Raw genomic sequence first — 25,282 nt, 5'->3', positions numbered from 1 at the left:
CCAGCACCGCGCCTCTTCCCACCGATCGGCCCGAACCGGCACCGGTTCGGGCCGATCGTGCTGCCCGCCATTCGCGCCGCACCGCTGTCGATGACCGGCCCGGTGGTCTACCGTCGGGCACACCCCCGCCGCCGACGCCGAGGAGTCCATCGATGGCCCGCCACGTCCAGCCCGCGCCCCCACCGGCCGACCCGTACGCCGGCGACCGGCAGCTCAACTCCTGGCTGGAGCGGCACCTCGGACCGGCCGGCCACGCCGCCGCCAAGGACCGGCTGGCCGCCCTCGCCGCCGAGGTCGACGGGCCGCTTCGGGCCGCGCACCACGACGCCGAGAACCACCCGCCGACCCTGGTCCGCTACGACGGCTGGGGCGCCCGCGTCGACCGGATCGACACCAGCGCCGGCTGGCAGGCGCAGCGGGGCGCCGCCGCCCGGCACGCTGTCGTCGCGCTGCCGTATCAGGCCGAGGCCCGCGCCACCTGGGGTGCGGCCGCCCGGGTGGTCCAGCACGCCCTACTGCACCTGTACGCCCCGGAGTCCGCGACGTTCTCGTGCCCGGTGGCGATGGCCGACGGGGCGGCGGCGCTGCTGTCCCGTCCGGATGTGGATCCGGCCGTACGCGACGCCTGGCTGCCCCGGCTGATCAGCACCGACCCGGACACCGCGATCACCAGCGGGCAGTGGATGACCGAGGCGCAGGGCGGCTCCGACCTGGCCCGCTCGACCACCACCGCCCGCCCGGCCGGGGACGGAAGCTGGCGGCTCACCGGCGAGAAGTGGTTCTGCTCCGCCGCCGACTCGGCGATGGCGATCGCGTTGGCCCGACCGGAGGGGGCCGGGCGCGGCAGCCGGGTCCTCGCCCCGTACCTGGTGCCCCGCTACGCCGCCGACTCTCCGCTCGGGGCCGGCGCCGGTCCGGCCATGCCGGCGCCCGGGGTGACCGTGCACCGGCTGAAGGACAAGCTCGGCACGCGGGCGCTGCCGACGGCCGAGATCGGCCTGCACGACGCGTACGCGCTGCCGGTCGGCGACCCCGGCCAGCCGGGCCTGGTCCGGGCGATGACCCTGGTCGTGGTCACCCGGGTGCACAACGCGTCGGCCGCCGCGAGCGGCATGCGCCGCGGCCTGGCGTACGCCCTCGCCTACGCCGGGGCCCGGCAGATCGCCGGCGGGCGGCTCGCCGACTCGCCGCTGCACCGCGCCACCCTGGGCACGCTCGCCGTCGACACCGCCGGCGCGTTCGTCCTCACCGGCCACACGTTCGCGCTGCTCGGCCGGGTCGAGATCGGCGCCGACCCGGACGCCGCCGCCGAGCTGCGTCTCGTCGCTCCGCTGGCCAAGCTCGCCACCGGCCGGCTGGCCGCCGCGGCGGCCAGCGAGTACGTGGAGGCGTTCGGTGGCGCCGGCTACGTCGAGGACACCGGGGTGCCCCGGCTGCTGCGGGACGCCCAGGTGCTGCCGATCTGGGAGGGCACGACCAATGTGCTCGCCCTGGACGTGCTGCGTGCCGTCACCCGCGAGGACGCGGCCCCGCCGCTCCTGCGCCGGCTCGACGCCGCCGCCGACGTGGCCCGTACCCGGTCGCCGCTGGTCGCCGACCTCCTCGCCGGGGCGACCGCCCGGCTACGCGAGGCGCTGGCCGACGTCGCCGCCGACCCGACGGCCGCGCAGGTGGTCGCCGGGGCGCGCGGGCTGGCGCTGCGGATGGCGTACGCGCTGACCACGGCGCTGCTGGTCGAGCAGGCCGACTGGGGCGACGAGCAGGCCGAGGTGGCGGCCCGGCTGTGGGCCCGGCGCTGGCTGCGCGGCGACGACATCGCGATCGACGCCCATCATCATCTTGAGCTGCTGGCCTAGCCTCTCCGTATACCTGCGATCAGGTTCCTGTTTACCGTCACGCCGCTTTTCCGCGGCGACTGGTCGCTGCACGCGCCCGCCCCGAATTCAAGCCTTGTACCGAGCTTGCGCAAGCGGATAGCCTATTGATGGCTACAACAGTAGCCACAACTCCCGCAATGGCACTACCAGCGCGCCCATCGGCACAAAAAGCGGGGAGGCGTCACATTGAGGAATGTCTGGAAAATCGCTGCCACGATGACGTTGCCGGCGATAGCCGTTCTCGGACTCTCAACCCTTACCAAAACCGACTCCCCGAATTCTTCCACACCGGCACCACCCGCCACAAGAAGCAATTCGATCGTCGACCCGACAGCAGCGGGCCCCTTCAACATCTACAACCCCGTGACCGGCAAGTGCATGGACCTCGCCGGCGCCGGGGCGGGCCGCCCCGGCGACCCCGTCATCCAGTACACCTGCGACAACACCGACGCCGACAACCAGCGGTGGTACGTGGACTACCGCCCCGGATTCTCCAGCTTCACGATCCGTAACGCAAAGAGCGGACTGTGCGTGGACCTACCGGGCACCGCCACACCCGCGAACGGGACCGCGCTGATCCAGCGAACCTGCATACCCAGCCCCAACGACAACCAGCTCTTCTATTTCGAGGACGAACTGCTCAGAAACGTCAAGGGTGATAGCTGTGTCGGCGGCAACGGCGCGGCACTCGGTATATACAGTTGCCTGACGGCGGACGACCACTGGTGGCAACTACTGTGGTGAGGTGGAGACGACCTCATTCGGCGGCTACTCCCGCCGCGCGTGAACGTGAATGAATGGCCGTCCACGGAATCCGTGTGACGAAGTCGGGTGGGCCCGCGCCGTGCGGCGCGGGCCCACCCGACTAGACGGCCGGAGCGCCGTGTCGCGAGCGCAGCAGCGGGGCGACCTCGGTGGCGAAGCGTTCCATCTCGGCGAAATGCGGCTGGAACTGGAACAGGAACGTGTCCACGCCCGCGTCGACGAAGCCGCTGATCCGGTCGGCGATCTGGGCGTAGCTGCCGACCAGTCCGGACAGCGTCCCCCCGTTGGTGCCGACGCTGGCCACCCCGACCGCGTTGCGGCCCATCACCCGGGCCGGGTCGGCGCCCGCGATCGGCCTACGCTGCGCCTGCGTGAGCCGCCACAGCTTCTCGAACTCCTCGTCCGCCTCCTCCTGCGTCGGGCGGGCGATCAGGAAGCTGGTCAGCCCGAACCGCAGCGGGTCACGGTACGGCCGGGGGCGGGACAGCAGGTCGGCGATGACGGCCTTCACCCCGTCCGGCCCGTCCAACGGCCGGCCGTTGATCAGGAACACGTCGGCGGCCTCGGCGGCCAGCACCCGGGCCGGCTCCGACTCGCCGCCGAAGTAGACCACCGGCGGGGTGTCGCCGTACGGCCGCGGCCGCAGCCGCAGCTCCTCGGCCCGCAGGTGGTCGCCGGCGTACGTCACCGGGCCCTCCCCCCACGCCTGCTCCACGATGGAGAGCCATTCGCGGGAGTAGTCGTAGCGGCGGTCGTGGTCGATCAACGGCAGGCCGAGTTTGGTGATCTCGGGCAGGAACCAGCCGGACACCAGGTTGATCGCGAACCGGCCCTGGCTGATGTGGCTGATCTGGGTCGCCATCTTCGCCAGCACGCCGGGGTTGTAGAGGAACGGCTTGATCGCGGCGATGAACTCGATGCGGGAGGTGGCCTCGGCGATCGCCGCCGCCGTGGTCCAGGTGTCGATGACGTCGCCGCCGTCGTCGCCGGGGTTGATGGTGTGCTGGGCGATGAGGGTGGTGTCGTAGCCGAGGCGTTCGGCGTCAACGACCGTACGCCGGTTGTCGGCGTAGCTGCCGTCGAGGTGCTCGTCGGGGTGGTCGCGTACGGCCCAGTTGCCGCTGATCGGGGTCCACACCCCCAGGCGCGGTGAGGTGCTCATGGTCAGCCCTTCGGGAGTTCGTCGTTGAAGTCGCCGACGAAGATCTGCTTCACGTCGACCGGCTTGTCGATGAACTCAACGTCGAGCAGTTCGTCGGCGAACGCCTGCTGCTGGAGCAGGAACGCGTCGTCGATCGGCTGGTAGCCCGCCCCACTGATCTTGAAGGTGGTGGACAGCGTCGCCAGGCTGTAGTCGACGTGCGGCTTGACCAGTTCGGCCGCCTCGTCCGGGTGCTGCGAAGCCCACAGCCCCAGCTCGGCCGCCGCCCGGAAGAACGCCCGCAGCGCCTCGTGCTTCTTCTCGTACGCCTGCGGGCTGACCCGCAGGCAGTACAGGTTGTTGACGGTGCCGGCGATCCCGTCGATCTCGACCAGGTCCGGAAAGCGCTCCAGGATGTCCGGCGAGCCGGGCGCGTTCGCCGAGTACGCCTCGATGTCGCCCTTGACCAGGGCGTTGACGCCGTCGGCACCGGAGATGTTGACGGCCTTCACGTCGTTGTCGGTCAGGTTGTTCTTCTTCAGCAGCCGCTCGTAGAGCAGGCCGTGGTTGGACCGGATCGGCATCCCGACCCGCTTGCCGCGCAGGTCGGCGAAGGAGGTGATGCCGGAGTCGCGGCGCACGATGTACTTGATGTTCTGGTCGTTGGGCTTCGTGCAGCCGATCACCTTCTGCCGGCTGCCGGACGCGGCCGCGTTGATCGGTCCGATGTCGCCGGTGTCGGAGATGTCGATCTGGCCGGCCTCCATCGCGGAATTCAGTTCGACCGAGTTGGCGAACTCCCGGTACATGATCTTCACCCCTGGCACCTGGAGGTCTTTCGCCTCGAACAGCGGGGTGTAGCCGTACAGGTCGGTGGTGACCAGGGTGAGCGAGACGGTGCCGTCGGCGGCGGCCGCGTCGTCGCCGCCCCCGCCGCAGCCGGCCACGGCGAGCGCGGCGGCGAGAGCGGTGGTGGCGGCGATGGTCGCCTGCCGGGAACTGCGCGTGAACATGACGTGCCTTTCGTATCTGTGCCGGTCAGTGCCGGCCGAGTTCGGTTTCGTAGTGGGCGGCCCCGAGTTGTTCGAGGATCCGCAGCCGGGTCCGTTCGAAGCCGGGGTCCTCGCGGGTACGGGCGCCGGCGAAGTCGGGTCTGATCTCGTCGGCGAGCCGGCCGTCGGTCAGCACGAGGATCCGGTCGGCGAGCACGATCGCCTCGTCGACGTCGTGGGTGACCAGGACGGTGGTGAAGCCGTGCGCCTTCCACAGCGAGTGCACCAGGGCCTGCATCCGCAGCCGGGTCAGCGCGTCGAGGGCGCCGAACGGCTCGTCGAGCAGCAGTACGGCAGGCCGCCGGACCAGGGCGCGGGCGAGGGCGGTGCGCTGCGCCTCGCCGCCGGACAGGGTGTTCGGCCAGACGTCGGCGCGGGCTTCGAGGCCGACCTCGGCGAGCACCTCGACGGCCTGCCGGCGCAGCGCCGACCGGCTGCCCGGCAGCCCGAAGACGACGTTCTCCCACACCGTGCGCCACGGCAGCAGCCGGGCGTCCTGGAAGCCGACCGCGACCGGCTGTTCGACGACGACCTCGCCCTCGTGGTCGGTGTCGAGGGCGGCCAGGGCGCGCAGTAGGGTGCTCTTGCCGCCGCCGCTCTCGCCGACGATGACCAGGAACTCGCCCCGGCGTACCGCCAGGTCGACGGTGTCGAGAATGAGCCGGCTGCCGTAGTGCTTACGCAGCCCACGTACGGAGATTCCGATTCGCACGCTCATGAGTCCACGAACTCTCGGCGCCAGGACAGGGTCTTCCACTCGATGACCCGGACCAGGCTCTCGATCGCCAGGCCGAGCAGCGCGTACAGCGCCAGGCAGAGCACGATCGTGTCGGTCTGCAGGAAGTCCTTGGCGCGGGTCAGCATGTAGCCGATGCCGGAGTCGGCGGCGACGGTCTCGCCGAAGACCAGGCTGAGCCAGGCGATCGCGAGCGAGAACCGCAGCCCGATCAGCAGGTGCGGCAGCGCCCCGGGCAGGATGATGTGCCGGATCACCGTCCACCGGGAGGCGCCGCAGCTCTGCGCGAGTTCGCGGAACCGGGGGTCGACCGAGCGGATGCCCTTGCTGAAGTTCAGGTAGATCGGGAAGATCACGCCGATCGCGACCAGGCCGACCTTCAGCGCCTCGTCGATGCCGAGCCAGAGCAGCAGCAGCGGCATCAGGCCGAGCGTCGGTACGGCGCGCAGCATCTGCAGCGGCGGGTCGACGAGTTCGTCGGCGACCCGGGACAGGCCGGTGGCGAGCCCGAGCACGATCCCGACCGCGACGCCGATCAGCAGCCCGAGGACCACCCGGCGCAGGGAGGCGAGCACGTTGTCGGCCAGTACGCCGCTGGCGGCGAACTCGACGAACCGGTCCCAGACCATGCCGGGGCTGGCGAACGTCGTCGGGTTGAGCCAGCCGACGCTGGACGCGAGCTGCCACACGGCGACGAGGAGCACGGGCACCAGCACCCGCCGGCCGGACTTGAGGACGCGGCGGCGCAGCGAGCCCGTCTTTCTGGGGGCCTTGGCCTCCGGGGCCCGTGGTCGTGGGGCGGGTCCGACCGACCCGTCCGGGGTGGACAGGACTGTCGCGGTCATCGCGGATCATCCCTTCGTACGGTGTTCACAGCAGCGGCCCGCGCGGTGCGACGCCGTTGAGGACGTGGTTGCCGATGTGGTGGTACTTCCAGCGGGTCGGGTCGTGCAGGGTGTGGGTGCGGGCGTCGCGCCAGAACCGGTCCAGGCCGTGCTCCTCGTCGGTGGCGCTGGTGCCGGCGTACGAGAACAGCTCGCTGGCCGTGGTCACCGCCGTCTCCGCGGTGAACGCCCGCGCGGCGGCGACCGACAGCGACGCCTCGGCGACCCTGTCGGGGTCGAGGACCGGGTCGGCCTCGGCGGCGTCGACCGCGTCGGCGGCCCGTTCCAGCAGCGCCCGGGCCGCCCGTACCTGCACCGCCTGCCGGCCGACGTCGTTGATCAGGTGGTGTTCGTCGGCGGCCCGGTCCCAGGGGCTGTCGGCGTAGGCCCGGGTACGGGTCCGGACGTACTCGGCCGCGGCGGCCAGTGCTCCCTCGGCGATGCCGACGTCGATCGCCGCGTGCAGCAGTTGCCCGGCGGCGCCGGCCGTACGCAGTTCGTCGGCGCTGTACGGCCAGGCGACGACCCGGTCCGCCGGCACCCGTACGTCGGTGAGCAGGGTGGTGCCGCTGTGCGTGCCGCGCTGGCCGAGGGCCGACCAGTCGCCGCCGAACGACAGCCCGGGGCTGCCCTGTTCCACGAAGGCGACGGCGTCGCCGCCGTCGGGGTCCTTCGTCTTCACCGGCACCCAGTCGGCGGTGGCGGCGCCGGTCGTGTAGTACTTGCGGCCGTTCAGCAGCAGGTCGGTCGTGCCGTCGAGGCTGCGCAGCGACGTGCTGGTCTCGCCCTTGCGCCGGTCGACGCCCCGCTCGGCCATCGCGTTGCCGAAGCGGGCGCCGCGCAGCAGTTCGGCGTGGAAGAACTCCCGCTGGGCCGGGGTGCCCCGGTCCTTGAGCACCCGTACGAAGACGAAGTGGTTCTGGAGCACCTGGCTGATGGAGGCGTCGGCGACGGCCAGGATCCGGAAGACGTCGGCGAGCACGCGGTGGCTCACCTGGGCACCACCGGCGTCGCGCGGCACGGTGATGCCGAGCAGCCCGGACCGGGCGATCCGTTCCAGTTCGGCGCGCGGCACCACGCGGTCCCGGTCGCGTTCCCGGGCACCGGGCGCGAACCGCCCGGCCAGCTCGGTGGCGACGCGTACCGCCTCGGTCCCGTCGGTGATGACGGCGGCCGGCCTGGTGTCGGCCCGCGTGGTCATGCCGGCACCGTCTCGGGTACGCCGAGCAGGCGGCGGGCGTTGCCGCCGGCGACGGCCGCCACACCCGCCTCGTCCAGGCCGGCGGCGGCGAGCGCGGCGAGGACGCCGGCGCGGTCGATCGACTCGGCGACGATCGGCGAGTCCGACCCGACGAGTACGTGGTCGGCGCCGACGACGTCGACCAGGTAGCGGATGCTGGCCGGGTCGAAGCCCATCGTGTCGACGTACACGTGCCGGCGCAGGTGGTCGGGCGCGTGCCGGCTGATCCGCTCGACCAGGCCGGTGAAGGCGCCGATCAGCAGCGCCGGGGCGCCGATCAGCGGGATGACGACCCGCAGCCCGGGCAGGTCGTCCAGGACGGTCGAGTTGAGCAGGGCCAGCAGGCTGCCCGCGTCGATCGTGCCCCGGGCGAGCAGGGTGCCGGCGCGGCCGACGCCTTCGAGTTGCTCGGTGAGGCCGCGCGGGTTGATCGGGTGCACGAAGACCGGTACGCCGAGTTCCGCGGCGGTGCGCAGCGTCGGGAACGCGGCCGGGTCGTCGAGCAGCCGGTCGCCGCCCCCGGCGGCGGCGTCGAGGACCGCGCCGGACAGGCCGAGTTCGGTGACCGCGCGGCGGAGTTCGTCGGCGGCGGCCTCGCCCTGCCAGGCGTCGATGGTGGCCAGCCCGAGCAGCCGGCCGGGATGGGCGGCGACCTGCCCGGCGAGGTGGTCGTTGATCGCCCGTACGGTCGCCGGCGGCAGGGTGGTGCCGGCGGGGGCGACCAGCGACGGCGGGGCGTTGAGGACCCGGGTCGCGATCGAGCCGGCCGCCGCCGATGCCAGCACGTCGTCGATGTCGACGATCCGGCGTACGGTCCGCTCGCGCAGCTTGGCGATCTCGGGTCGGGCGTTGGCCCAGAGGGCGGGCGGGTGGGCGGGGTCGACGTAGTGGACGTGGAAGTCCACGATCGCCGGCTGGGCGGTTTCGGGCATACTGATCTGACCTCTGTGAGCGGTGGGAATGCGACGGCTGGTCGATGGCCGGTGGGCGCGGTTCCAGGTCGTGGGACAGGCGATCCGCGGGCACCGGAACGGGCGGGCCGGGATGCCCGGAGTCGGGGCGGCCCGGGGTGGGGACGCGCCCGAACGGTGCGGCACCCTTCGAGAGCACCGGAACGGAAGGCGTCGGCCGAGGAGGTCAGGCCGGCGGGTGGCTGGCTAGGCCCGACACAGGGTGGCGGTGCACTGCTTCTTGATCACGAAACTAACCCTACTCATCCCATAGGAATTAACAAGAAAGCGTCCACGATGCGGGACACTCACCCGTACGCTGACCAGCGAATCCACCCGCAGCGCCCCGGTCTCCGCCATTGCGGACACGCCATGATCGTCTGCTGCCCAGGCGGTCGACACGCCGTACGGCCACCGCCTGAAGCGCAGACGATCACGCGGGCGAGGTGCCGTGCCCCGGCGTGCGGCAGACGCCCCTACGATGGCGCGATGCTGCTGACGGACTGGCTGCCGGACGTGTGGGCACGCACGCATACCGCGCGCCTCCTCGCGGGCGGCCTGCTCGGCGGCCCGCTGGCCGAGCGCGAGATCCGAGCGGAGATCGTCGACCGCGCCCGCCTGGCCACCCTGCGGGAACTCACCACGACCGGCCGGTTCACCGTCGACATCTGCCGCTGCCCCGGTGGCCCGACCCTGACGCTGCATGACGCCGACGACCGGATTCTGGGCAGCGCCACCATCCACGGGCACGGCAGCGTCTCGTGGGAGCGGTCGAGATTCCGCGACGACCTGGATGTGGCCGCACCGACGGCCCTGACGCTCTTCCTCTCCGAGTACGGCGTCGCCAACGTCGTCGGCGGCCTGCTGGCCCCACTGGTGCAGGAACTTGGATACGACGAGAGATCCGGCGAGCCGCAGTTCCGTCCCGCGTCGGCGCCGGCGGTGCTCGCCGAGCGGCAGGTGCCGGAAGCCCTCCGCGACGATCTGGTCGGCGTGGCCGGCAACCTTGCCGCCGAACTGCCGCAGGACCGGGTAACTGCGCTCGCCGAACGGCTCGCCACCACCGAACCGGTCCCGGTGGCCCGTGCGGCGATGCTGCTGAACTGGCTTGGCCGGCTGCCGTTCCCCACCGAGGCACTGTGGGGCGAGGGTGTGCTCGTACGGCGGCTCCTGGCCACCCTGCCCGAAGCCGATCTCCTCACCGCGGCGGCCTCGGGGCCACCCGTCGTGGCGCTCGGTGTCCTCAACTGGGCCGTCCACCAGCCGGACGAGCGGGCGGTCGTCGCGGCGGTCGCGCCGATCCTGCGTCGACTCCTGGCCTGACGCCCCGACTCGGCGGCACGGAGGCGTGGGGGTTGCTGTCGCGGCTCACAGCGAATTCGGCGTATCCACAGCGAATTCGCTGTGGAGCCGAACAGCTACCGGGTCGCCCCGAAGTCATGGCGACGAACCGTCACGGCCGCCGTCCCGAGTGGACATTCGTCGGGTTGACTGGATCAAACGATTACTCGACGCTGGCGGAATGTCACCCTCGGTCGCCGCTCGGCAGGTCGGCTGGTTGCTCCGGGTCAACCGGCGACTGGGGCCCGACCCCGGGCTTCGGGTGGGCCGGAACTTCGCCGCCGCGTTCCGGGCCGAGGAGCCGACCCGCGAACTGGCTCCGTCGCACGTGACACGTTGGGAGAGCGGACAGCTTGCCGCTTCGCGGGCCGTCGTCGCCCGCTACGAGCATCTGCTCGGCCTGCCGGCCGACTCCCTCGTCGTGGTGACCGACCTGATCATGCGGTACTTCTCGGTCCCGCGGCCCGCCGACCGCAACCCGCCGGGCGGGCTGCCGCGCCCGGACGAGGACCGGCTCTACGAACTCCTGCGCCGGGCCGAACATCCCGGCGACATGACCGGGCAGAGCTGGATCGAACTCGCCAAGCTCGTGTCCGGCCATCCGGCGCTCGTGCTGTTTCCCGAGACGATCTGGCAGCGGCTCGCCGAACGGTTGCTGCCCGAGCTGATGGTTTCCGAGGGGCCGTCCTGGCTGCTGCGCCAGGAGGCGATGTGCCGGTTGCTCGAACACCCGGTCGCCGGCCGGTTCGTCGCCACGACCTGCGTGGACTTCGCCCGGATGCCGGGCTCCACCGCCTTCGTCGAGCCGATCGCGTTGCTGGACACGACCGCGCAACGCCCGGCGAACGACTATCTGCTCGGTCAGCTCGACACCCCCGGCGGCCCCCGCTCCCAGCACGCGGCGATGCTGGCCACGATCCGCAAGCTCCCGGCCGGACACTTCGACGCCGCGCAGGAGGACCGGCTCGCCCGCTCCCTCGCCGCCCTCGCCGACGACGCCACGCTCACCCCCGACGACCGCTTCCTGGTCTCCTACCTGAGCCGATCGGTGCTGCGCCGGCGGCCACGGGTCGAAGCCCGGGTCCGCAACACTCTGCTCGCGGCGGGCCGCCACCTCTCCCCCGGCCGGCCGATGGACGGGCACGAGCGGATCAGCCACCGGATCGCGCAGCAGGCCCAGCGCGAACTCGACGCCGCCGCGACCGACGACGACGTGCTCACCGGCCTCGTCGACGAGCTGCTGTTCAGCCCGAACACCGAGCGCCGGTTCCTCGCCACGATGACCATCTCGGCCACGCCGTACCGGACGCCGGTCATCCGGGCGGTGCTGTCGGTGCTACGGCGTTCGGTGTCCACCCGCACCGGTGGCATCCCGGTCGGCGCCGGCCTGCGTACGCTGACCACGCTGGGCACCGACGCCCACCGCCCGCTGCTCGCCGAGATACTCACCGCCCCCGGTGTCAGCCCGGCGGACCGGTCCGTCGCCGCCTGGGCGGCCCCGCACTGCGCCGGCACGTTCCCGGTGCACGTGTGGCGACAGGTCATCGGCGCCCAGGCCGCGCAGGGCAGCCGTACCGGCACCGAGGTGCAGGAGCGGATCATGCAGGGGCTGGTCTACGGGATCGGCACCGACCGGCACCACGACCTGCTCGCCGACCTCGGCAACGACCCGACGATGCCGGAAAGCGCCCGGGCCACCGCCTCCTGGCTGCTCCGGACGCCGCCGTCCGGAGCGTAGGGGCGCGGGTTCAGGTGCGGCGGCGGGCCCGCGCCGCCCAGATCGCGTACGCCGGATCCCGGTCCAGGTTGTGCCGGTCCCGGTCGTAGCGGCGGGTCGTACGCGGGTCGGCATGCCCCATCGCGTCCTGGACGTCCTCCAGCGGCACCCCCTCGGCCCGGGCGGTCGTCGCGAACGCGTGCCGCAGCGAGTGCGGCGACAGCCTCGACCAGGCCGGGATGCCGGCCTCCTTCGCCAGCCTGCGGACCAGCCGGAAGACGGCGTGCCGGTCCAGCCGCCCACCGGTGGCGGTCACCAGCAGCGGGCCGGTCAGCTCGTCGAGCCGTACCCGGGCGGTCACCGCCCGGTCGGTCAGGTACGCGTCGACGGCGTACGCGGTCGACGGGGTCAACGCCCGCCGGCGCGGCCGGCCGCCCTTGCCGACGAACCGGACGCTGCGGTGTCCCCGCTCGTGGCCGAGGTCGGCGACGTCGAGCGAGACGAGTTCACCGACCCGCAGCCCGAGGTCGGCGAGCAGGGCGACGGCGGCCCGGTTGCGGGCCGCGGTCGGACCGCTCGCCGCGTCGGCGGCGGCGAGCAGCGCGTCGACCTCGTCCGGGGCCAGGCCGACGGTCGCCGAGTGGTCGCGGTTGAGCCGTGGCCGGTCGGCGCCGGTGACCGGGTTGGCGTCCAGCGCACGCAGCTTGACCAGGAAGTCGTACCAGCTCGACAGCGCCGACAGCTTGCGGGCCACGGTCGACGCGGCGACCGGCCGGCCGCTGCGCGGGTCCACACCGGACTCCAGCTCGCGGGCGTACGCGTTGACGTCGAGGAACGTCACCGCCAGCGGCTCCACCGACCGCGCCGCGCACCAAACGAGCCAGCCGGCGACGTCCCGCCGGTAGGCGTCGCGGGTGTGCTCGGACAGCCGCCGGTTGCGCAGCCACGCCTCGGTGAAGTCGGTCGCGCCGCCGCCGGGGGCCGGCACGGCGGTGGCGCGCGGAACGAGGGCGGACGGTGGGGTGGCCGGCATGCCGGACAGTTTCCCGCACCCGCGCCGGACCGGCACGACGCGACGCGCGGAGAGATCATTCCTCGGCCGTCGTTATGCCGGTGCGGTGTGTCGGAACGGTCCGGTATGGTCGCCCGACCGGCATGATCACCATACGGCCGGTGACAGCGTGTAGCTCAGCAGCAGAGCACCGGGCTTCGGCCCCGGAGGGCGCGGGGGCGGTACCCGCCACGTTGGCGATGGACGGCAACGAGCACGAGAAGCGGATCGGCACCGGCTACCCGACGACCCAGTTGGCCAAGGCGTTCGCGACCTCGACCGGGCACGAGGACGCCGACACCCGGCAGCGGGCCGACGAGCGGCTGCACCGGTGGGAATCCGTGTTGCGCGGCATGCTGAACGGCGTCCTGACCATCGGGTCGCGCACCCCGGTCGCCGGCCGGCCCGCCTGGGTGACGCCCGAGGTGGTCCGCGGCGGCTTCGCCACCGGCAAGGCCATGGCCGGCGGACCGCTGCTGCCGCACGAGACCGCGCTCGCCGACCGGACCGGCCGACCCGCCCAACGCCGTGCCCTGTTCGCCCACCACCTGACCGAGGCGGGGCTCGCCGACCTGGTCGCGTCGCTGCGCGCCGGCACCTACCTGGTCGACGTGCCCGAGGAGGCGGCGCTGCCGGTCGTGGCGTGGCTGCTCGGAGCCGGTGACCGGGAGGTCGCGCTGGCACTGCTGGACGAGATCGGCCCGTACGCCGACCGGCTGCGGTTCGCGCCGGTGCCGCGCGACGTGCCGGCCCCCGACCCGGCGGTCGTGTGGCGGGAGACGGCCGGCGAGGTCCGCGCCAACCTGGCCCGGCGCCGCCCCGACGAGCGGATCGAGGCGATGCGTGAGGCGCTGACCGTCTGGAACCCGTTCGCCGACCGGCTGCTGGCGCTGTGGCTGGACACCGTCGTCGACGGCCGCGTCGCCGTACGCTTCGACGACCGGTGGCGGGACCGGGCCACCACCCTGCTCGACCACTACGAGCGGCTCGCCACCGTGCACCGGCGGTGCGGCAAGCACCGGCGGAAGAAGGAGAACCTCGCCATCCTGCGCGCGGCCGTGCAGGACATGGTGTACGGGGCCGGGCTGACGCCGAGGTCCCGGGGGCTGCTGCAGCACGCCGTCGACTCGATGCTGCGCCGCCGCGGCCGGCCGGGCTCGCCGGAACACACCGCCCTGCGTACCCGGCAGGCGGTGACCGGCACCGCGCCGACCCACCACGCCTTCGCCCGGCTCGTCGGCGACCGGCTGGCCGACCTGTCCCCGGACGTCGGGATCACCGACGTCGCGGCCCGCACCGCCCCGGTCCGTGCCGGCGAGCAGGGTGCCCCGGCCGGCGCCGCCGTTCCGGAACCGATCCGCCGGGTCGTCGCCCGCGGCCGGGCCGGCACCGTCGAGGAACTGGTCGCCGCCGGCGTCGTACCGTCGGCCGAGGTGCTGGCCCGGCTCGTGCCGCGGATCGCCGCGGCCGTCACCGGGGCGGCGTACCCCGACGAGACCCTACGGGTTCTCGTCGCCGCCACCCACCACGCCTTCGGCAACCGCCGGTCGCTGCTGCTGCGCAACCTCGAACACCAGGTCCGGTTCGACGAACTGCCCTGGGTACGGGCTATCGCCGGGCACCGGCACACCACCGACGGCACCCGCGACGACGCGGGCGCGGCGCTGCGCCGGCTCGGCCAGCTCACCCTCGACTCGTTCCCGGCCACGGTGCTGCCGAACCCGATGGTGCGCCAGCTCGCCGGCCTCGCCCGCGAAGCCGGCCTCGGCCTGCCCTGGGTGGAGGAGCTGGCCGCCGACATCTTCGAGGGCACCTTCTCCGGCAAGTTCCTCACCGCAGCCAAGGTCGCCGGTGAGCTGCTCGCCGGCACCCTGTACGAGCGCTACTACGGCATCGACTACGCGGCCCTGGCCCGGATCGACGACGTCGACCGGCGCGGCCGGCACGCCGCCGCCACCTCGCCCGCGTTCGACGCGCTGTGCCTGGCCCGGGCCGGCACCGGCGGCCGGTGTTCGGTCGCCGCGAACGGAATGGTGATCGAGCAGGCGCAGATCCTCACCACCCACAACCTCGCCACCCTGGTGACGGTCGGCGTCTCCCCCGCCGCCGGCTGGCCGGACCTGGCCCGGCGTACGTTCGCCACGGCGGCGACGCTGACCGCCCGGATCCAGCACAACCCGCGCCCGCTGCCGACCGTCAAGGACACCGCGTACGCCTGGCGCCAGATGCTCTTCCACCTGTCGATGCCGGGCGTCGACCCGACCGCCGCCGTCGGGCTGCTGTGGGACGACCTGGACCGGCAGCCGCCGTACGTCCGCGACCGGCTCGGCCCGGCCCTCGACGGCCTGGGCCACGTGGTCGCCGGTGGCGGCTTCGGCCCGGACGGCACCGCCGGCTCCGGACGGCGTCTGCTCGGCTGGGCCGTCGGCCGGCACTGGCTGGGCTAGCCGCCGGCCGGGCTTCGGTGATCCGGCGCGGGCGCGACGGCGCCGGGTACCTTGAGATCCACTGTCGAGCCCCACCCCGAGGAGGCACCGGTGACCCTGGCCGCGACCGTACGTCTGCTCGACTGCTGGACGCCGTCCGATCCGGACACCGGTGCCCGGCTGTGGCGGGTCACCGCGGCCTTCGGGAAGGCGCCCACCCCGGTCGGGCAGGCCTGGGCGGCGGTTCCATCGCCCGCCGAACTCGCCGAGTTCGGGCTGTTCCCGGACCGGCCCGGCCGGCATCCGGTCGGCGCGGAGCCGCTGAACCGCTTCGTCCCGGCCGGGGCCGGCGTGGCACCGGAGCGGCCGCCCGTCGAGGTCGCCGCCGTGGTGGCCGGGCTGCTGGCCGACACGTTCGCGGCCGGGCCGGTGCCGCTCGACGAGCGGACCCGGCTCCTGGTCGAGCATCTCGCCGGGCAGTTCGCGTACGGGTCGGGCGACCTGCTGCGGCTGGTGGTCGCCGCGCCGGACGGCTTCCCGGCCGGCCGGGAACTGCACCTGCTCGGCCGGGGCGGCGCCGGTCGTACGACGCGGGTGACCGTGGCACCGGCCGGACCCGTCGACGACCGTCCCGACCTGGCGACCCGCACCAGCGGTGTCGCCGAGGTGCTGGCCGGGCTGGCCTGGCTGTCGAACAACGACCGGATGGAGATCACGACGACGGTCGAGACGCACGGGCTGGGCCTGGACCGGCTCGCCCCGGCCGCCGCCGACGCCGCGTTCCGGGCCTGGTGGGCGGCATCCGAGCGGTGGGCGCAGATCGCCGAGCGGTGGGACGACGAGGTGCCGACGCCGCTGGGCCGGGGGGAACTCGCGCACGTACGGGCCGACTTCGAGCGGCACAACCTCGACCTGGCCAGGTCGGCGGCGTGGGCGATGGGCCGGATCGGCGACTACGACCCGGACGACGAGCCGCAGCCCGGGTTTCCCGGCGACCGGCTGGTCGCCCTGCTGACCCGGGAGTTGTTCGACTGCGCGACCGAGCGGGTGACCGGTGATCCGGGGCGCGGGCCGCTGCTGGCGTACGGGATCGGTCTGCCGTTCGAGGCCCACGAGGACGGCGAGGGCTTCTACGGCTGCCTGCTGCTGGTCGAGCCGGACCGGGTCGGGGTGCTGCTCGTCGACGCCGTCTGCTGAGCCGCCGTCTGCCGTGATGCCACCCGCCGGCCCGGACGTGCGACGCCCCGGCGGCCGGTGGAGGCTGGCGCCGGGGCGTCGGGGTTTCGGCGACGGTCAGCCGAAGCGGCCGGTGATGTAGTCCTCGGTCGCCTTGACCTGCGGGTTGCTGAAGATCCGCTGGGTGCGGTCCATCTCGATCAGCTTGCCGGGCTTGCCGGTGCCGGCGATGTTGAAGAAGCCGGTCCGGTCGCTGACCCGGGCCGCCTGCTGCATGTTGTGGGTCACGATGACGATCGTGAACTCCTTCTTCAGCTCGTACATCAGGTCCTCGATCGCGACGGTGGAGATCGGGTCGAGGGCCGAGCACGGCTCGTCCATCAGCAGCACGGACGGCTTGACGGCGATGGCCCGGGCGATGCACAGCCGTTGCTGCTGGCCGCCGGAGAGGCTGGAGCCGGGCCGGTTGAGCCGGTCCTTGACCTCTTCCCACAGGTTCGCCCCGCGCAGCGTCTTCTCGACCAGTTCGTCGAGGTCGGCCTTGCGCATCCGGCCGCTGTTCAGCTTCACGCCGGCGGCGACGTTGTCGTAGATCGACATCGTCGGGAACGGGTTCGGGCGCTGGAAGACCATGCCGACGTGGCGGCGTACGTTGACCGGGTCGACGCCGTCGCCGTAGAGGTCCTGGCCGTCCATGGCGACCTTGCCGGTGACCCGGCCGCCGGGCACCACCTCGTGCATCCGGTTCAGTGACCGCAGGAAGGTCGACTTGCCGCATCCGGACGGCCCGATCAGGGCGGTCACCGAGCGCGGCTCGATCATCATGTTGACGTTCTCGACGGCCAGGAACGATCCGTAGTAGATGTTCAGGTCCGAGACGTCGATCTGCTTTGCCATGAGAGTCCTTCCCTGGTCAGCGGCTGTTCGAGAGGGAGAAGTAGCGGGAGATGAGACGGGCGACCAGGTTGAGCGCCATCACGATGATGAAGAGGGTGAGTGCCGCCGCCCAGGCCCGTTCGACGCCGAACTCGGCCCGGGCACCGGGGATGCTGTACGAGTAGTAGGTGAAGATCGGCAGCGACGACATCCGGCCGTCGAACAGGTCGGTGTTCAGCACCGTGGTGCTGCCGGCGATGATGAGCAGCGGGGCGGTCTCGCCGATGACGCGGGCGATGGCGATGGTGACGCCGGTGGCGATGCCGGCCGCCGCCGTACGCAGCACGACCTTGATGACGGTCCGCCACTTCGGTACGCCGAGGGCGTACGACGCCTCCCGCAGTTCGTTCGGCACCAGCTTGAGCATCTCCTCGACCGACCGCACCACGACCGGGATCATGAGTACGGACAGCGCGACGGCGCCGCCGATGCCGAACCGGATGCCCGGCCCGAAGAAGATCGAGAAGAGGGCGAAGGCGAACAGGCCGGCCACGATCGACGGGATACCGGTCATCACGTCGACCAGCAGGGTGACCGCCCGGGCGAGCCGGCCGCGGCCGTACTCCACGAGGTAGACGGCGCACATCACGCCGATCGGCACCGAGATGACGGCGGCCGCGAGGGTGATCAGCAGGGTGCCGACGATGGCGTGCTGGGCGCCGCCGCCGGGGCCGACGACGCCGCGCATGTCGCTGGTGAGGAACTGCCAGTCGAGCCGGTCGATGCCGTTGCTGGCGACCGTCCACAGCAGCGACAGCAGCGGCAGGATGGCCAGCGAGAACGCGACCGAGACGGCGATCGTGACGAGCCGGTCCTTGGCCTTGCGGGGGCCTTCGACGACGTGCGCCAGGACCGGCAGGGCGATCACCAGCAGGGCGATACCGAGAAGGGCCGACGGCAGCGCGGCCCAGTCGAGCACCACGTAGCCGATCACGCCGACGAGGGCGCTGACCGCGACGACCGTCCACGGCGCCCAGCGGGGCAGGTTGCCGCTGGTGAGTGAGACCGTCTTCTCGGCCGGTGCCGCCGGGGTGGTCTTCGTCAGGGTCATGCGTTCGCTCCCGAGAATTCCCGGCGCCGCGCGACGATCGCCCGCGCCGCGTAGTTGACGACGAAGGTCACGGCGAACAGCACCAGACCCGAGGCGATGAGCGCGTTGACCGCCAGGCCGCTGGACTCCGGGAAGTCCAGGGCGATGTTGGCGGCGATGGTGCTGCTGTTGACCGAGCTGATCAGGTTGACCGAGACGACGTTGGAGGCGGAGAGCACCATGGCGACGGCCAGGGTCTCGCCGAGGGCCCGGCCGAGGCCGAGCATGCTGCCGCTGACGACGCCGGAGCGGCCGAACGGAAGGACGGTCTGGCGGATCATCTCCCAGCGGGTGGCGCCCAGGGCCAGCGACGCCTCCTCCAGCAGGCGGGGGGTCTGGAGGAACACCTCGCGGTTGACCGCGGTCATGATCGGCAGGATCATCACCGCGAGGACCAGGCCGGCGGTGAGCATCGTGCGGCCGGTCGCCGACGTCGGGCCGGCGAAGAACGGCAGGAAGCCCAGGTTGTCGTTGAGCCAGCCGAAGGTCGGCACCATCGCCGGGGCGAGGAAGAAGATGCCCCACAGGCCGTAGACGACGCTGGGTACGGCGGCGAGCAGGTCGACGAGGTAGCCGAGGCCGGACGCGATCCGCCGCGGCGCGTAGTGCGAGATGAACAGGGCGATGCCGATCGACAGCGGGAACGCGACGACCAGGGCGATGACGGCGGCCAGCACCGTGCCGAACAGCAGCGGGCCGACGAAGGCGAGGAAGCCTTCACCGCCGGGCAGGTCCTCGCCGTCGGCGATCAGTGCCGGGAAACCCTCGAAGAGCAGGAACGCGGCGACGGCGGCCAGGGTCACCAGGATGATGATCCCGGCGCTGGTCGCCGTCCCCGCGAAGATCCGGTCTCCGACTCGGGCGCGGGAACCGCGCCAACCCGGCTTCTTGTCCCCGCCGGTGGGGGCTCCGCTCACGGCGGTGGCGGGTGATGTCACGGTGTGCGCCTCCTCGGACGTTTTCAGTGAGGGGGGCGACGCGCGGAGCGGGTCCTACCGGCCAAACCGGCCGGTAGGACCCGCGTCACTGCGTTCTGCCCTGCTGTTCGTGTTGATCAGCCAGCCGCGGTGATGGCGTCGATGGCGGCCTGCGCCTGGGTGCGGAGCTGGGCCGAGATCGGCGCGGAGCCGGCGTTCTGGGCGGCGGCCTGCTGCCCCGGCTCGCTGATCACGTAGGAGAGGAAGGCCTTGACCAGGTCGGCCTGCTCCTGGGTCGGGTAGCTGGTGCAGGCGAGCTGGTAGGAGACCAGCACGATCGGGTACACGCCGGCCTGGGTGGTGTCGCGCGGCAGGTCGATCGCGTAGCTGTGCTGCGAGGTACGGCCCTCGACCTTGGTCGCGGCGTCGACGACGGCCGCGGCGGCCTGCGCCGAGTACTCGACGAAGGTCTCGCCGACCTGGATGGCGGCGACACCGAGGCCGGTGGCCTGCGACGCGTCGATGTAGCCGATGGTGCCCTCACCACCGCGCAGCGCGGCGGCGACGCCCTGGGTCTGCGCGGCGGCCTCGCCACCCTGGACCGGCCACTCGCCGGAGACCTCGTGCGGCCAGTCGTTCGGGGCGGCCTGCGAGAGGTAGTCGACGAAGTTCTCGGTGGTGCCGGACTCGTCGGAGCGGTGCACGGCGGTGATGTTGCTGTCCGGCAGCGTGGCGCCGTCGTTCAGCGCGGCGATCGCCGGGTCGTTCCACTTGGTGATCTTGTTGTCGAAGATCCGCGCGATGACCGACGCCGACAGGTTCAGCTTCGGCACGCTCGGCAGGTTGTAGGCGACCGCGATCGGGCTGATGTAGCCCGGGAACTCGATGAAGCCGTTGGGGCCGCACTTGGCCTGCGCCGCCGTCATCTCCTCGGGCTTGAGGTAGGCGTCGGAGCCGGCGAACTGCACGCCACCCTCGATGAACGCCTTGCGGCCACCGCCGGACCCGATCGGGTCGTAGGTCACGGTGACGTCGGGGGCCTCGCTGGAGAAGCCCGCGATCCAGGCCTCCATCGCGGCGCCCTGGGCCGAAGCGCCGGAGCCGGCGAGGCTGCCACTGAGCTCGGTGGTGTTACCCGTATCCGAGCCGTTCTCCTCGGAGTCGCCGCTGCAGGCGGCCATGCCGAGGGCAAGCATGACGGCGACCGGCAGGGCGGCCAGCCGAAGGGTTCTGCGCTTCACGGTTTCATTGCCTCTCTGAGGTCGGGGTGGCGACGCCGCTGTGGCGGGTGCGTCTTTTTCGCGGGTCGCCGTCTCGAACGTCGTGGACGCTACGAGCCCTTGCTAAACGGGCGGGCGGACGATGGTGAACGTCAGGTGAACCAAACTTGTAGACGTTCGCCCAGCGCCCGGCGGGGTAGCGGACGGGAAGCGCAGAAGGTGCCGTACCGCCCCGAAGGGGAGATTCAGGCCGTGGGGTGTGGCCGGGTGGCGCGGGCCGCCTTCCAGCGCCGGGCCTGCTCGGCGGTCACGCTGTAGAACACGCTGCCGGACCGGCCCGGGACCGGCTGGGTGATCCGCCGCAGTGGCAGCCCGAGCGCGGGATAGTCGTGGTAGGCCTTGACGATTCGGGTCAGGCCGGCCATCGCGCCGATGATCTTGTCGGCGGGGCTGCCGAGCCGGGCCGCGATCTCACCGACCCGCAGGCGCTGGTCCGGCAGTTCGGAGAGCAGGTCGAGGATGGCGACCACGGTCTCGTGCGTACGCGACCGGCCCTCGGCGAACCGGCGCAGTTCCTCGACCGGCCACTCCCGACCGGGCCGCGGGCCGGTCGGCCGGGGTCGCGGCGCCGGCGGCGGGAGGGGGCGGTTGCGCTGGTCGAGGTCTTCGATGAGGCGGACGATGTGGTTGACGTACTCGGCGGGCACGGCGAGATGCACCAGGTCGGCGGAGCGAAGTCCCGCCTGCCCGGAAAGTGACCCTCGTCGTCGGCTCATCTACCCCGTCCGGATGGCTGTCCAATCGCGACCACACACCATCGCGCCGACAGGGAGAGCCGGCGGCACGGTCACGTGCGCGCCAAAGTATCACCGTCAGGTAACGCAAGATCAACTTTGCGTACGGGGTTCCGGCGCCGCCGGCCGGCGGTCAGGAGCCGGCGCGCAACCGCGCGTCGAGTGCGTCCAGGTCCGGCACGAACCAGACCTGGTCGGCCCGGTTCGACTCGTACACCAGGGCCCGCAGTGCCGAACTGGCCGCCAGGTGCCGGCTGATGTCACCGACGACGACCAGCCGGATCCGGTAGTTGACGAACTTCTGCATCACCTCGCCGGCGAAACGGGTGCCCAGCGCGAAGAAGTCGTCGCCGAGCCGGCTCGCAGGTACGGCCACCACCTCGGCCCCGGCGAAGGCCGCGCCGATCAGGTCCAGCGCGTCCTGTTCGGTCACCAGCGGCGGACCGGCGGGGTCGCACACCAGCACCGGCACCCCGGCCCGCTCCCGTATCACGTCAGGCACCGTCCACCTCCCCGGCGAGCAGGCCGTTGTTGTCGGCGAGCACGGCGTCGACCAGGTGCAGCAGTTCGGCGGTCTCGGTGGCGCCGCCGAGTATGACGATCTTCATCCGGTTCCTCTCCCGGTCGTGGACGGTCTGTACGCGCAGCGGATGCGCGGGGTCGCCGGCGTTGTTCGCGGCGGCCAGCACGAGCGTGCCCAGCCGGTCCGCGCCGACCCGGTCGATCCCCTCGACCTGCACGATGCTCGAGACCTCCACCGGCGCGACGCCGGTCGGCGTGGCGGGTGGCGGCTGCCCGGTCAATGCGTCGAGGTCGGCCCCGGCGATCCGGTACTGCTTACCGATCCGTACGGCCCTGAGCCGGCCGGCCCGGATGTAGCCGCGCACGGTGCGCACGTGCAGCCCGAGCCGCTCGGCCACCTGCTCGACAGAATACATTTCATTCCTCATCGCTCCCCATCGTAGGCACGATGGGGAGCGATGAGGAAGGTGCAGGTGAGTGACGTCCCGACCTCGCCGAGTGGCGGGCCCACCCGGGCGGCCCCGCCATTGATCGACATCGGCCTTTCGCCGAAATCGAGCGGCCCGTGTGGGCAATCGAGTATTGTCCGCAATTCGCGTTATCGTCGGCTGACACCGCAGGAATTGTCGGTGATCGACTTTTCGGCGGGCCGGTCCGACGAAGACGAGGAAGGCCGCACGTGCCGGGCATCCCTTCCCAAGCAGACGCCGAAACCGCACCGACACCGGCGGCCGGCGCCGCGCGGCCACCCGCCGCCGACGCCCCGGACACCGCCGGTGCGACGCACGGACACCGGCGGCGGAGGAAAGCCGAAATCGAGCCGCCGGACGATTCCGCCGAGCTGTCCGGCGCGGTCGCCGGCCACCATTCAGGCGACGTGGTCAACCGGTGAACGAAATCCGGCGTACGGCGCTCGGCGCGATCGTCACCGGCACCGCCCTGGCCGGCTGCGGCTACCTGATCCTGCCGCTGCTCGGCGACACGCACACCCGGTGCGGATCACCGCCCGGGCCGGACCTGGCGGCCGCCGGCACCGCCCCCTCCGCCCGGTGCCACGCCGTCGACCTCGCGTTCCAGTTCCGGCCGTTCCTGCTCTGGCTCGGACTGTTCGTCCTCGCGTGCGGGATCGTCGTCAAGGTCCTCGGCCGGGTCGACGGCGAGCCGGACGCCCCGGCATCCGCCCTGCCCGGCGGTGGCGGCCTGCCGCCGCACGGACGGCCGGATCCGGCGACGGCCGCGTCCGCGATCGCCCTGGCCCACGCCACCGTCCGGATGCTGGCGGCCGGCGACACCACCGCACCGGACGCCGTCCGCGAACAGGTCGACGACCTCCTCGACCGGCAACTGCGCGAAGTCGAACCCGACGGCGGGCTCGACACCTTCTGGACCGACCCGATCGACCGGGTGAACCGGCGGGCACTGGTCGAGGCGGTCGCGCGGCGGGCCGAAGACGATCCCGACTTCTTCCGGCAGCTACGGGCGTACGTCGACGCTCACCGGCCGGCCGGCCCCGGCCACTGACCACCCGGTACGCGTCACCCCGCGAACCGGTCGAGCGCCCGTCGCACGTGGTCGCGGGTCGTGCCGGTGGGCAGATGCCCGGCCTCCTCGACGACGATCAACTCCGCGTCGGGCCAGGCCCGGGCGAGCTGCCAGGCGGTGTCGAGCGGGCCGCCCAGATCGACCCGGCCGTGGACCAGCACGCCGGGAATCCCGGCCAACCGGCCGGCGTCGCGGATCAGCGCCCCCTCCTCCAGCCACGCGCCGTGCGCGAAGTAGTGCGAACAGATGCGTACGAACGCCAGCTTGGCGGCCGGCGGCCGGTCGCCGTACGGGTTGCTGGCGCCCTTCGTCTCGTTGGAGACGGCGGCGTCCTCCCAGGCGAGCCAGTCGACGGTGGCCTTCTCCCGGACCGCGGCGTCGGGGTGGTTCACCAACCGGGCGTACGCCCCGACGAGATCGCCGTCGGCGGTCGTGCCGGACCCGGCGACGAACCGTTCCCACTGCTGCGGATAGAAACGCCCGACGCCCCGGTACAGCCAGTCGATCTCGAAACGGCGGCTCGTCGTCACGGCCGAGATCACGATCTCGGACACCCGCTCCGGATGCCGCTGCGCGTACGCCAGGATCAGCGTCGAACCCCACGAGCCGCCGTACAGCAGCCACCGGTCGACGCCGAGGTGCTCGCGCAGCCGCTCCATGTCGGCGACCAGATGCCAGGTCGTGTTGTGCGCCAGGTCGGTGGCGGGATCGGCGGCGTGCGGCGTGCTACGTCCGCAGCCACGCTGGTCGAACTGGACGATCCGGTAGCGGGCCGGGTCGAACAACTGCCGGGCGAGGGTCCCGGAACCGGAGCCGGGCCCGCCGTGGACGACGACCGCGGGCCTGCCGTCGGGGTTCCCGCTGACCTCCCAGTAGACGCGGTTGCCGTCGCCTACGTCGAGCATCCCCGTCTCGTACGGCTCGATCGGCGGATACAGCTCTCCCATTTTCCGGCCTCCACGACATCGACGGCGCTGCCGTTTCCCGATCATCCGGACCCCGCGCCGGCACGCAAGTCGGTTTACCGGACCTCCGCCGGGTGGCGGCCGGCCACGAAAACCGGCCGGCCGCCACCGTACGGGGTCAGCGCCGCTTCAGCACGAAGACACCCCACCCGAGGTACGGCCGCCCGTAGCGGACGTACCGCAGTGGGGCGGTGTCGAGTTCGGCCCGGAACGCACCGGCCAGCTCGTGGTCCGGGTTGGCGTCCAGCCACGTCCGCACCGTGAACCACTGCGCGGCCACGTACCGGTCCCAGCTGTCCTCGTCGGCCAGGACCATCTCGACCAGGTCCCAGCCGAGGTCGCCGAAGAGGGTGACCAGGCCCGGCAGGTCCCGGAAGTCGTCGCGGGAGGTGGCGTGGCAGCCCTCGACGGTCTCCTGGTCGGGCGGGTCCAGCCGCCAGAACGGCTCGCCGACCAGCAGCAGCCCGCCCGGGCGCAGGCTGCGTTCGAGTAGGGCGATGGTGCCGGCGACGCCGTCACCGATCCAGGTGGCGCCGACACAGCAGGCGACGTCGACCGGCGTCGAGGCGACGTAGCCGGCGGCGTCGCCGTGCCGGAACGTCACCCGGTCGGCGACCTTCAGCTCGACGGCCCGGGCCCGGGCGGCGGCGACGAAGACGGTGCTGATGTCGACCCCGGCGCCGGTGACGCCGTGGTCGCGGGCCCACTGGCACAGCATCTCGCCGCTGCCGCTGGCCAGGTCGAGCACGGTCGCACCGGGCCGCAGCCGGACCGCCCGGCCGAGAATCGCGAACTTCTCCTCGGTGAACGGGTCGTGGATGCGGTGGTCGCGCTCGCGGATGGTGAAGCTAGGTGGAAGGTCCACTTCTGGGGTTCCTCACGTCGGGGATGGTCAGTTGGTCGATCCGGGACGACGCGACGCCCACCGGCATGGTCCACC

The 25,282-nt window shown here is 72.4% G+C and carries 24 protein-coding genes and 1 tRNA gene; 9 read left to right on the top strand and 16 right to left on the bottom strand.

The annotated features are described in order from the left end of the window. Positions 1-152 precede the first annotated feature (152 nt). Positions 153-1,856: an acyl-CoA dehydrogenase family protein gene (locus QCD66_RS18025; protein ID WP_375734221.1), complete on the top strand. Its 1,704-nt coding sequence runs from the start codon at positions 153-155 to the stop codon at positions 1,854-1,856. A gap of 237 nt (positions 1,857-2,093) precedes the next feature. After that, positions 2,094-2,621 carry an RICIN domain-containing protein gene (locus QCD66_RS18020; protein WP_407567221.1) on the top strand — a complete coding sequence of 176 codons (528 nt, stop codon included), beginning with the start codon at positions 2,094-2,096 and terminating at the stop codon, positions 2,619-2,621. A 121-nt stretch (positions 2,622-2,742) separates the two neighbouring features. Here QCD66_RS18020 and QCD66_RS18015 read toward each other — a convergent pair whose 3' ends face one another. Genes QCD66_RS18015 through QCD66_RS17990 form a run of 6 tightly spaced genes read right to left on the bottom strand, consistent with a single transcriptional unit; the run spans position 2,743 to position 8,627 of the window. Continuing rightward, the gene (locus QCD66_RS18015) at positions 2,743-3,804 is read right to left on the bottom strand and encodes an LLM class flavin-dependent oxidoreductase (protein ID WP_375734218.1); all 1,062 of its coding nucleotides are present in this window, start codon (positions 3,802-3,804) and stop codon (positions 2,743-2,745) included. A gap of 2 nt (positions 3,805-3,806) precedes the next feature. After that, on the bottom strand, positions 3,807-4,796 hold the full coding sequence (locus QCD66_RS18010; RefSeq protein ID WP_375734217.1) for an ABC transporter substrate-binding protein: 990 nt from the start codon (positions 4,794-4,796) through the stop codon (positions 3,807-3,809). Positions 4,797-4,821: 25 nt separating this feature from the next. Then, complete coding sequence (locus tag QCD66_RS18005) at positions 4,822-5,553, bottom strand: ABC transporter ATP-binding protein (protein WP_375734216.1); 732 nt, start codon at positions 5,551-5,553, stop codon at positions 4,822-4,824. Further along, entirely contained in the window at positions 5,550-6,416 is an 867-nt protein-coding gene (locus QCD66_RS18000) for an ABC transporter permease (protein WP_375734215.1), read from the bottom strand. The genes QCD66_RS18005 and QCD66_RS18000 overlap by 4 nt, the downstream gene beginning before the upstream one ends. Positions 6,417-6,441: 25 nt before the next feature. Then, a complete protein-coding gene (locus tag QCD66_RS17995) occupies positions 6,442-7,656 on the bottom strand; it encodes an SfnB family sulfur acquisition oxidoreductase (protein ID WP_375734214.1) in 1,215 nt (404 codons plus the stop codon). Then, positions 7,653-8,627, bottom strand: a complete 975-nt coding sequence (locus tag QCD66_RS17990; RefSeq protein ID WP_375734213.1) for an amidohydrolase family protein — start codon at positions 8,625-8,627, stop codon at positions 7,653-7,655. The genes QCD66_RS17995 and QCD66_RS17990 overlap by 4 nt, the downstream gene beginning before the upstream one ends. Before the next feature lie 507 nt (positions 8,628-9,134). Here QCD66_RS17990 and QCD66_RS17985 point away from each other — a divergent pair. Together QCD66_RS17985 and QCD66_RS17980 are read left to right on the top strand one after the other, a co-directional pair. Continuing rightward, the gene (locus tag QCD66_RS17985) at positions 9,135-9,968 is read left to right on the top strand and encodes a hypothetical protein (RefSeq protein ID WP_375734212.1); all 834 of its coding nucleotides are present in this window, start codon (positions 9,135-9,137) and stop codon (positions 9,966-9,968) included. Positions 9,969-10,167: 199 nt separating this feature from the next. Next, positions 10,168-11,724, top strand: coding sequence for a hypothetical protein (locus tag QCD66_RS17980; protein ID WP_375734211.1), 1,557 nt, complete (start codon positions 10,168-10,170; stop codon positions 11,722-11,724). Between the two features lie 10 nt (positions 11,725-11,734). Here QCD66_RS17980 and QCD66_RS17975 read toward each other — a convergent pair whose 3' ends face one another. Continuing rightward, entirely contained in the window at positions 11,735-12,736 is a 1,002-nt protein-coding gene (locus QCD66_RS17975; RefSeq protein ID WP_375734210.1) for a tyrosine-type recombinase/integrase, read from the bottom strand. A 144-nt stretch (positions 12,737-12,880) separates the two neighbouring features. On the opposite strand from QCD66_RS17975, the gene QCD66_RS17970 reads away from it, so the two are divergent. The 3 genes from QCD66_RS17970 to QCD66_RS17960 all read left to right on the top strand — a co-directional run bounded on the left by QCD66_RS17970 (position 12,881) and on the right by QCD66_RS17960 (position 16,377). Next, a tRNA-Arg gene (locus QCD66_RS17970) sits at positions 12,881-12,952 on the top strand. Positions 12,953-12,954: 2 nt separating this feature from the next. Beyond that, entirely contained in the window at positions 12,955-15,201 is a 2,247-nt protein-coding gene (locus QCD66_RS17965; RefSeq protein WP_375734209.1) for a hypothetical protein, read from the top strand. A 90-nt stretch (positions 15,202-15,291) separates the two neighbouring features. Further along, positions 15,292-16,377, top strand: coding sequence for a hypothetical protein (locus tag QCD66_RS17960; RefSeq protein ID WP_375734208.1), 1,086 nt, complete (start codon positions 15,292-15,294; stop codon positions 16,375-16,377). Between the two features lie 96 nt (positions 16,378-16,473). On the opposite strand, the gene pstB is transcribed toward QCD66_RS17960, so the two are convergent. The 7 genes from pstB to QCD66_RS17925 all read right to left on the bottom strand — a co-directional run bounded on the left by pstB (position 16,474) and on the right by QCD66_RS17925 (position 22,251). Then, positions 16,474-17,253, bottom strand: coding sequence for a phosphate ABC transporter ATP-binding protein PstB (pstB, locus tag QCD66_RS17955; protein ID WP_357540930.1), 780 nt, complete (start codon positions 17,251-17,253; stop codon positions 16,474-16,476). Between the two features lie 16 nt (positions 17,254-17,269). After that, positions 17,270-18,343 (bottom strand): phosphate ABC transporter permease PstA, encoded by a 1,074-nt coding sequence (pstA, locus tag QCD66_RS17950; RefSeq protein WP_364217460.1) that lies wholly within the window; start codon positions 18,341-18,343, stop codon positions 17,270-17,272. Next, complete coding sequence (gene pstC, locus QCD66_RS17945; protein ID WP_357540934.1) at positions 18,340-19,320, bottom strand: phosphate ABC transporter permease subunit PstC; 981 nt, start codon at positions 19,318-19,320, stop codon at positions 18,340-18,342. The genes pstA and pstC overlap by 4 nt, the downstream gene beginning before the upstream one ends. Positions 19,321-19,436: 116 nt before the next feature. Beyond that, positions 19,437-20,540 (bottom strand): phosphate ABC transporter substrate-binding protein PstS, encoded by a 1,104-nt coding sequence (pstS, locus tag QCD66_RS17940; protein ID WP_364217457.1) that lies wholly within the window; start codon positions 20,538-20,540, stop codon positions 19,437-19,439. 224 nt (positions 20,541-20,764) lie between these two features. Then, on the bottom strand, positions 20,765-21,295 hold the full coding sequence (locus tag QCD66_RS17935) for a hypothetical protein (protein WP_375734207.1): 531 nt from the start codon (positions 21,293-21,295) through the stop codon (positions 20,765-20,767). Between the two features lie 151 nt (positions 21,296-21,446). Further along, a complete protein-coding gene (locus QCD66_RS17930) occupies positions 21,447-21,815 on the bottom strand; it encodes a DUF4180 domain-containing protein (RefSeq protein WP_375734206.1) in 369 nt (122 codons plus the stop codon). After that, entirely contained in the window at positions 21,808-22,251 is a 444-nt protein-coding gene (locus QCD66_RS17925; protein ID WP_407567220.1) for a helix-turn-helix domain-containing protein, read from the bottom strand. The genes QCD66_RS17930 and QCD66_RS17925 overlap by 8 nt, the downstream gene beginning before the upstream one ends. 263 nt (positions 22,252-22,514) lie before the next feature. Between QCD66_RS17925 and QCD66_RS17920 the strand changes: the two genes are divergently transcribed. Beyond that, complete coding sequence (locus tag QCD66_RS17920; RefSeq protein ID WP_375734204.1) at positions 22,515-22,727, top strand: hypothetical protein; 213 nt, start codon at positions 22,515-22,517, stop codon at positions 22,725-22,727. Beyond that, positions 22,724-23,356 (top strand): hypothetical protein, encoded by a 633-nt coding sequence (locus tag QCD66_RS17915; protein ID WP_364217451.1) that lies wholly within the window; start codon positions 22,724-22,726, stop codon positions 23,354-23,356. Before QCD66_RS17920 ends, QCD66_RS17915 begins: the two co-directional genes overlap by 4 nt. A gap of 14 nt (positions 23,357-23,370) precedes the next feature. Here the strand turns inward: QCD66_RS17915 and pip are convergent, their stop codons facing one another. Next, a complete protein-coding gene (gene pip / locus QCD66_RS17910) occupies positions 23,371-24,324 on the bottom strand; it encodes a prolyl aminopeptidase (RefSeq protein WP_375734203.1) in 954 nt (317 codons plus the stop codon). 136 nt (positions 24,325-24,460) lie between these two features. Next, positions 24,461-25,207 carry an SAM-dependent methyltransferase gene (locus tag QCD66_RS17905; RefSeq protein ID WP_375734202.1) on the bottom strand — a complete coding sequence of 249 codons (747 nt, stop codon included), beginning with the start codon at positions 25,205-25,207 and terminating at the stop codon, positions 24,461-24,463. Positions 25,208-25,282: the final 75 nt, after the last annotated feature.

It is taken from the genome of Polymorphospora sp. A560 (assembly GCF_045781765.1).
Taxonomy (GTDB): Bacteria; Actinomycetota; Actinomycetes; order Mycobacteriales; family Micromonosporaceae; genus Polymorphospora; species Polymorphospora lycopeni.
This window is presented reverse-complemented; position numbering and strand designations above follow the sequence as displayed.